Below are 7,268 nucleotides of genomic sequence, written 5' to 3'. Positions count from 1 at the left end.
GTCAAAGACCGTCACCGCAGCCGCGAGTTCATCGAATTCCTCAAGCTGCTCGATGCCGCCTATCCGGCCGGCACCGCCATCAAGTTGATCCTCGACAATCATTCCGCCCACATCTCGAAAGAAACCAAAGCCTGGCTCGATAAACGACCGGCAGGCCGCTTCGAATTTACCTTCACGCCCAAAAACGGCTCCTGGCTCAACCTGATCGAGGGCTTCTTCTCCAAGTTCGCCCGCTCCGTCCTGCGCCACATGCGGGTGAGCTCAAAGCACGAACTCAAGGAACGCATTATGGCCGGCATCGACGACGTCAATCGCCATCCCGTCATCCACACATGGTCCTATAAACTCGCCGACGCCGCCTGATAGGATTCGAACCACGAAAACGTTGAACTAGGTCGTGCAAAACGCTCGTCTTTCCAGGAACAATTTTGACCACGGCATCGTATGTGGGAAGGCCGAATGAGGGCAAGGAACACACAAATGCACGGCTTCGGCCGGTCAACTCGTTTTGCATGGCTCAATGCTCTTGCGTATTGCTGAAAGTGAATAAATATCGATGTGCTGTCGGCCGTCATCGATAGTCAAAGAGCCAACTCTATTTGAAAACGTAAACACGTGAACCCACAAATCCGAATGCGGTATAAGCCATGACACCAACCAATTGTGAGATGTATCGGTCGATATCTAACAGATCCCTGCTAGCGATCATCACTGTGACATTCAGCAAATAAGCCAAAGTCATCAGCACCGCATATTTGGCAGCTTTCCTACCGGAAAGGCGTGATCGAAAAGTCCATGCACCGTTTGCACAGAAGCTAATCACAAATCCTATCGCGTAGCCCACCAAGTTGGAGCTAATGTCCCCCCAGCCAATAAACATAGCCGTATAGATAACGGACAGGCCGATGGCAGTGTTTATAATGCCCACTGCGGCATAGCGAGACAATTGGCCTAAAAGCATCGATGTCACTTTTGCGCAGTTACCGAATATTGGGCCCCCAGCGGAAGCCATTGCATCTTGCTCTCGAGGAAGCGAAATGACGCCAGTGCTCTCGGGAAGAAGATTCTGTAGTGATGACGAATTTGGCGCCATCCGGTATCATTCAACTGAGACCGAAGATGGTACGGCGTCATAAGTCGAGCATTTGCGTCGAACTCGCAGCTATTAACAGCGCGCACCGTTAGCGGGTTCCACGGATTGTGCTCGAATACCGCTACGAAACCGCCTGGTTTAACAACTCGATGGATTTCCTTGAGCCACCTCTCGTGTTCCTCCCAAGGTATATGGTGAAATACGCACGCCGCAAACGCTGCATCGAATGTATTGTCGGGCAGATCGATAATTTCGTTGATCAGCGAATAGCTGACCTTTGGTCCAAAACGACCCCGCGCAATCTCGAGGCTCTTACTCGAAACGTCGGCGCCCACCACATTCGCTCCAGGAAAATACTTCAGAAAATACGGACTGGATGTTCCGACCCCACAGCCGAAATCTAGAATATCGCGAATTTCGACATTTCTTGCTGAGGCATGGTCCACCATATCGGCGATCTTATATTCGGCGAAATACTCGGGACCCTCACCGGATGCAGTGATAACGTTGGCGTGAAGTTTGCGATATTCGTCTGCAAACTGGTCAAATTCGCTCTCGTTCAAAACTTTCTCCTTTGATCCCGCGGGCGGCTGCTTGCGGGAATAATAGCTACTTCGTGCGACGACAAGGGGTTGGACCGTTTTAAATCAAGGAGGGCCATTCAAAGATAGTGCGTGGTGCACTGGCACCATCCAATCGTTACCGCGCAGTCAGCGAAGCTGCGTTATCGAGCGCATGAAGCAAACGAGTCTCCACTGCATCAGGGGCCGTTAGTGACTTGTTCCCTCAGCTTCTAACATTTTTCTCTTACGAACAACGTCGCCGGGTCTGCGGCATCGATGCGGTGTTCGGACCATTTAGGATCCGCTCTTAGTTTGTCGATAATTTGCCGATAAAAAGCTGTGCCTGGCAATCTTTGGGCAAGGCTTTCCTGAAGCCCAGCCTGATTTGGGGCGAGGACAAAGTTGGACGCGTCCACGTGTCTCATAAGATCATCGAAATCGCGAAGAATAAAGAGTTGGTAGATTGCTATCTGCGTCCGGAACTTTTGTGCGACATCAAGCGCGACCGCCTCGCCGGTTAGCGGATAAGCGCCGATAACGCCATAGCCGTGCATAGCTCCATTGCAAGCGGGAACGGACTTGGCCTTGGCGGCAATTAGATTCGTGATCTGAGGGAGCATCTGCATCGTCTCCAACCGTTTCTGTGAATCCTGATAGCTGTTGGCTGGCGGCACAAAGACAACGGTCAACGCTAAGAATACTGCAGCGAGCGTCGGTTCTGTCTGACGGAGTAACCGCGAAACAGCCAAGATGCTGGCAAAGATAAAGGGGAAAAAGAAGAAGCTACTCTGTTGCAAAGATTTCCCCGTCGCCATTGCAACGCCAAGGAAGATTACAAGGCACCAAAAATAGAAAGCAAGCGAACGATCGAGACTACGCAACCCGCCTCGGTGTAGCGAGACTATGACATCGAGACCAATTGCAGCGAATCCGATTTTAAAGAAGACGCCAAGTGCGATGGTCCCAGCTGCACCGGTCGCGTTGAAGATAAGGTAATCGTACCACCCACCCTGCGTATTCCAAATATCTTTGTCGGTGATCAATGCGGCGTAGACGTATTCGAACGTATGTTTGCCCCAGACGTAAGCTAATGGTGCAAGCGCAATCAGCGCAGCAGTTGCCACAAACACGACGGGCGGGAGCTCATTTCGAATTCTCGCCCTGCCGTCCGAAACGATGCTGAGAATCCCAGCCAAGCCAATCATTGGCACGGTCACAACGACGGCTGTTGGCTTCATAAACACAGCGAAAGCGATAAAGATGCCGAGCAAGATTCGATAGCGGATGCGAAAGGTCGAAATTGGCTGGCTTATCAATAAGTAGCCCGCAAAAGCGAACACAAGTGCGGCGGCCATGTCCGGCCTGAAATCGTTGACTAGTGCGCCTGTCACCGGAATAAACATCACAATAGTCGTTAGGCAAAGGCTAGGCTTTGCAGCTAGTTGGCTTCTTGCAACTATGAACACAAAGCCAGCGCAAGCTGCCAGTGCCCAAATGTTTGCGATATAGGGACCGTAGTTATTAGGTCCAAACACGGAAAAACCGATGATTGCCGTGAAGGTTTGTATCGGTGCGTGTGGGGGATCAGCTACGAAGTTTTTAATAAGAGCAAAGAGCGATCCCACATTGGCGAACGCAATTCGACGATAGGCATCCCACAAATAGCCGACGTCATCATAAATCGGGGGGGCGGCGAGTGCCCCTTTCGTCATCGATATTGAGATATTCAGAGCCGTGAAAATAATTACGACCAATGCGAGAGCGGCTACGGACCTATAATTTCGTAACAAAGTATTATCCCCTGAGCTTCAATTCTGTTCGATACGCGGGATTAAAAGGACTCGTCAACCTCGTCACGTAAATCTAAAATTCAGTTCGTTGTTTTTGGCACAAGCGAGGATTTCACCCATACACAAGATCGGCCGATCCAGGTGCGGCTGGAGGGATTCCCACGCACAGTTCGAGAGATTGTCTGGAAAGGTCAGGTGAGGCTTTGCGCGCGCTATTGTCAATACCCGGTGAAATTTCCCCAAAACTGGGCGCCTCCGCAATTTCGGCGCAACTTTCTGAATCCTATTGATTCGGCACACGAATCAGCAGGAGCATGGAAATGGCGAAGCGCATTCCGCCGTTGATCCCGCCGTCTTTGGTCGTCGATCGCGTTGAACAATCGAAAGAAGCAATATCGATTGATTGTTGCTTCCGATCGACAGAAGCCAAATGTCCCGATTGCAGCAAAGCGTCGCACCGCCTTCATAGTCGCTACGAGCGGCGACTCGCCGACCTGCCATGGCAAGGGGATGCGGTTACGATAATCCTAAACGTCCGACGCTTGGGTTGCAGCAACAAGAGATGCCGCAGGCGCATATCGCCGAGAACGCAGGCGATGTGACCTGGCGGTATTGTCGGCACACCAGCCGCCTGGAAGATGTCCATCGCAGCATCGGCCTGGCATTGGTGGGAGAGGCAGGAATGAGGTTGGTCACCCGCCTTGGTATGCCTGTGAGCGCGGACACTATTCTGCGGATTGCGCGTGCATACCTGTTCACGGCTTGGAATTGGTCGATCGAGACCGTTGCGATATCCCGTGACGACATGGCGCCAATCTCTCCGGCAGGCGGATCGCCGGGCGTTCCCCGACAGCCTGCCGGCTGTGCCCGGCCCGTTCATGCGGCTGCATAGGACTGCTAACCAAGATGGTTTCCGCGACTAGAGTTCCTAACACTTTAGCGTTCTAGGCACTCGGCGACGTTGACCTGCCACGGAACTTTCATCCGACTGCGATTAGAGCCTCGGCGGTTTTGAATACGCCAGATGGCGCGGTGCGAGCAACCGGCGGAAACGCGAAGCTTTCATCTTGCGTAGCGTTGGAGCCGGTTGCGGCGATGGACCCGGCATAGTCTGCCGGGGTCTGGTATCCGAGCGATGAGTGCGGCCGGAAATTATTGTAATCTTCGGCCCACTCAGCAATGGCACTGCGGGCATGGTCGAGGCCGAAGAACAAGCTTTCGTTGAGCAGCTCGTCGCGCATTCGGCCGTTGAAGCTCTCGACATAGCCGTTCTGCATCGGCTTTCCCGGCGCGATGTAGTGCCACTCGACCTTGTGATCCTTCGACCAGGCAAGGATGGCATTCGATGTGAACTCCGTGCCGTTGTCGGAGACAATCATTCCCGGCTTGCCGCGTCGTTCGATCAGCGTCGTCAGCTCCCGTGCGACGCGGCGGCCGGAGATCGAGGTGTCCGGGATTGCTGCCAGGCATTCGCGCGTCACATCTGTCGATACCGGATCAATACTCCCCAGAAGTGCCGTTTGAATCTTCCCCAGTTTAGCGTTGCCGCCGGTCTTCCGGGGCGCGCCCCGGAAGACCGGCGGCGCGTCATCACCGATACTGCTCTCGATGGTCGAGAGGGGAATGTTGGTGATCAAACTCGGGGAGATAGTCATGATTTTAGATTTGCACCGACAGGGGTTGTCGGTGTCGGCGATCGCAAGACAGACCAACGTCGATCGAAAGACAATTCGTAAATATATTGAGCGGGGTCTCGAGGCGCCTGCTTATGGACCACGCAAGCCGCGGGTAACAGTGATCGATCCATTCACGGCTTATCTACGTGAACGGGTCGCTGCCTATCCCGGCCTGAGCGGCCGGCGGCTCCTGCGAGAGCTGAAGGATCGCGGATATGCGGGTGGCTACACGGCCGTCACGGACTTTCTCAGAGATGTTCGCCCGACCTCAGAGCAGGGATTTGAAGTGCGGTTCGAAACAGCTCCCGGCGAACAGGCCCAGGTGGATTTCGCCCAGTTTCAGGTCATCTTCACCGATGAGCCGCTAACGCCGAGGATCGTCTGGCTGTTTTCCATGGTGTTGGGCCATAGCCGTCTCATCTGGGCGCGCTTTGCTATGCATCAGGATCTGCCGACGGTGCTGCGATGCCACGTGGCAGCGTTCGATGCGATCGGGGGCGTTCCGCGTGAGATCCTTTACGACCGAATGAAGACTGCGGTCATCGGGGAAGGCGAAACGGGCGGCATTGTTTACAATCGCGCTCTGCTCGATCTTGCCCGCCATTACGGCTTTCATCCAAAGGCCTGCAAAGCATATCGCGCCAAGACGAAGGGAAAGGTCGAGCGCCCATTCCGCTATATCAGGGAAGACTTCTTCCTGGCACGCTCGTTTCGCAACCTCGACGACCTTAACAGCCAACTGCGGCATTGGCTTGATACGGTTGCCAATCCGCGTGTCCACGCGACAACGCGGCGTGTCGTCATGGAGGCCTTCGCCGAGGAGCGTCATCATTTGCGGCCTTTGCCTCTGGCTCCATTCCGATCGGTGCTGAGACTGGAGCGCAGGATCTCTCGAGACGGCATGGTCAGCGTCGGCGGAAACGCCTACAGCGTGCCCGACGCCACAAGACGGCGGCTCGTCGAAGTTCATACGCTGGCCAATGAGATTCGAATCTTCGAGGACGGTGCGCTTATCGCTGTGCATCCGGTGTTGGAAGGACGCCATCAACGCCGTGTCGAACCCGGTCACAGAACCCTTCGCTCAGCGCCGCGATCGCGACCACACGTCAGCAATGACGAGATCATACTTCATGGAACAGGAGACAGGGTTACCCAGCGGCCGCTCGCCTTCTACGACGCCGTCGCCAGAGCCATGGCACAGGAGAACCGCCCATGAGTGCCGCTCTCGATTCCGTGCCGTCGATGATCGACCGCATTCGCCATGACCTTGTCGGCTTGAAGATGCCACGGGCCCTTGAAGCACTCGACCATATTGTCCGGCGCCTGGAGCACGGTGAGCTGTCGGCGCTCGAAGCGATCGATATCCTGCTTTCCGAAGAGCTGACCCTGCGCGAGAACAGCCGTATCAAAACGGCGCTGCGGATGGGTCGCCTGGCAACAATCAAAACACTCGCTGGCTTTGACTTTTCTTTCCAACCCTCACTCGATCGAGATCGGATCTTCACGCTTGCGCAGTTGGGTTTTGTCGACCGCCATGAGGTCGTCCATTTCCTCGGACCGCCCGGAACCGGCAAAAGCCATCTGGCCGTGGCGCTCGGCGTCGAAGCCGTCAAGGCCGGCAAGAGCGTCTACTTCTGTACGCTGGCAGATCTCATCGCTGCCCTGTCCAGGGCCGAGCGCGAGGGACGGCTGCAAGAACGCATCCGCTTCTTCTGCAGGCCAAGTCTGCTGATCGTCGATGAGATCGGATATCTCCCGGTCATCGCCGGCGGCGGCAATCTGTTCTTCCAGCTCGTCAACGCTCGCTACGAGAAAGGCGCGATGATCCTCACATCCAATCGCGGCTTTGCAGAATGGGGCGATGTTTTTGGAGACGCCGTGGTCGCAACGGCCCTCCTCGACAGACTTTTGCATCATGCCGTCGTCGTTCAGATCGAAGGATCAAGTTACAGGCTGCGCCAACATGCCGAATTGATGCCTGAACATGTTCGCTCGAAAGCATTGATAACGCCTCCGTCCTTTGCCCCACCATCACGACCTCGCGGCAGACCGCCGAAAAATACCCAATTCTCCTCGTCGTCCGGGGCGGCATAATTGGGGAATTTTACTTCGGCACTTCTGGGGAAATTTCATCCGGCATTGACAC

General features: G+C 54.8%; 7 protein-coding genes and 1 pseudogene. 4 read left to right on the top strand and 4 right to left on the bottom strand.

Annotated elements, in window-relative coordinates; translation table 11 throughout:
* The coding region (locus QD357_RS31025) for a transposase (RefSeq protein WP_414125824.1) at positions 1-363 on the top strand (363 nt) is incomplete at its 5' end.
* 232 nt (positions 364-595) lie between these two features.
* On the opposite strand, the gene QD357_RS31020 is transcribed toward QD357_RS31025, so the two are convergent.
* The 3 genes from QD357_RS31020 to QD357_RS31010 all read right to left on the bottom strand — a co-directional run bounded on the left by QD357_RS31020 (position 596) and on the right by QD357_RS31010 (position 3,368).
* Positions 596-961 carry a GtrA family protein gene (locus QD357_RS31020; RefSeq protein ID WP_414125823.1) on the bottom strand — a complete coding sequence of 122 codons (366 nt, stop codon included), beginning with the start codon at positions 959-961 and terminating at the stop codon, positions 596-598.
* Between the two features lie 5 nt (positions 962-966).
* Entirely contained in the window at positions 967-1,656 is a 690-nt protein-coding gene (locus tag QD357_RS31015) for a class I SAM-dependent methyltransferase (RefSeq protein ID WP_414125822.1), read from the bottom strand.
* Between the two features lie 230 nt (positions 1,657-1,886).
* The gene (locus QD357_RS31010) at positions 1,887-3,368 is read right to left on the bottom strand and encodes a glycosyltransferase family 39 protein (RefSeq protein WP_414125821.1); all 1,482 of its coding nucleotides are present in this window, start codon (positions 3,366-3,368) and stop codon (positions 1,887-1,889) included.
* Positions 3,369-3,760: 392 nt separating this feature from the next.
* Between QD357_RS31010 and QD357_RS31005 the strand changes: the two genes are divergently transcribed.
* On the top strand, positions 3,761-4,048 hold the full coding sequence (locus QD357_RS31005) for a transposase family protein (RefSeq protein ID WP_414125820.1): 288 nt from the start codon (positions 3,761-3,763) through the stop codon (positions 4,046-4,048).
* A gap of 378 nt (positions 4,049-4,426) precedes the next feature.
* On the opposite strand, the pseudogene QD357_RS31000 reads toward QD357_RS31005, so the two are convergent.
* Positions 4,427-4,930 (bottom strand): annotated as a pseudogene (locus QD357_RS31000) (integrase core domain-containing protein); the annotation flags it as partial.
* A gap of 145 nt (positions 4,931-5,075) precedes the next feature.
* On the opposite strand from QD357_RS31000, the gene istA reads away from it, so the two are divergent.
* Entirely contained in the window at positions 5,076-6,338 is a 1,263-nt protein-coding gene (gene istA / locus QD357_RS30995; RefSeq protein WP_414125825.1) for an IS21 family transposase, read from the top strand.
* Positions 6,335-7,216 (top strand): IS21-like element helper ATPase IstB, encoded by an 882-nt coding sequence (istB, locus tag QD357_RS30990; protein WP_414125819.1) that lies wholly within the window; start codon positions 6,335-6,337, stop codon positions 7,214-7,216. Before istA ends, istB begins: the two co-directional genes overlap by 4 nt.
* The last annotated feature ends 52 nt before the right edge of the window (positions 7,217-7,268 follow it).

This window comes from Rhizobium sp. BR 317 (genome assembly GCF_047445835.1).
Taxonomy (GTDB): Bacteria; Pseudomonadota; Alphaproteobacteria; order Rhizobiales; family Rhizobiaceae; genus Rhizobium; species Rhizobium paranaense.
This window is presented reverse-complemented; position numbering and strand designations above follow the sequence as displayed.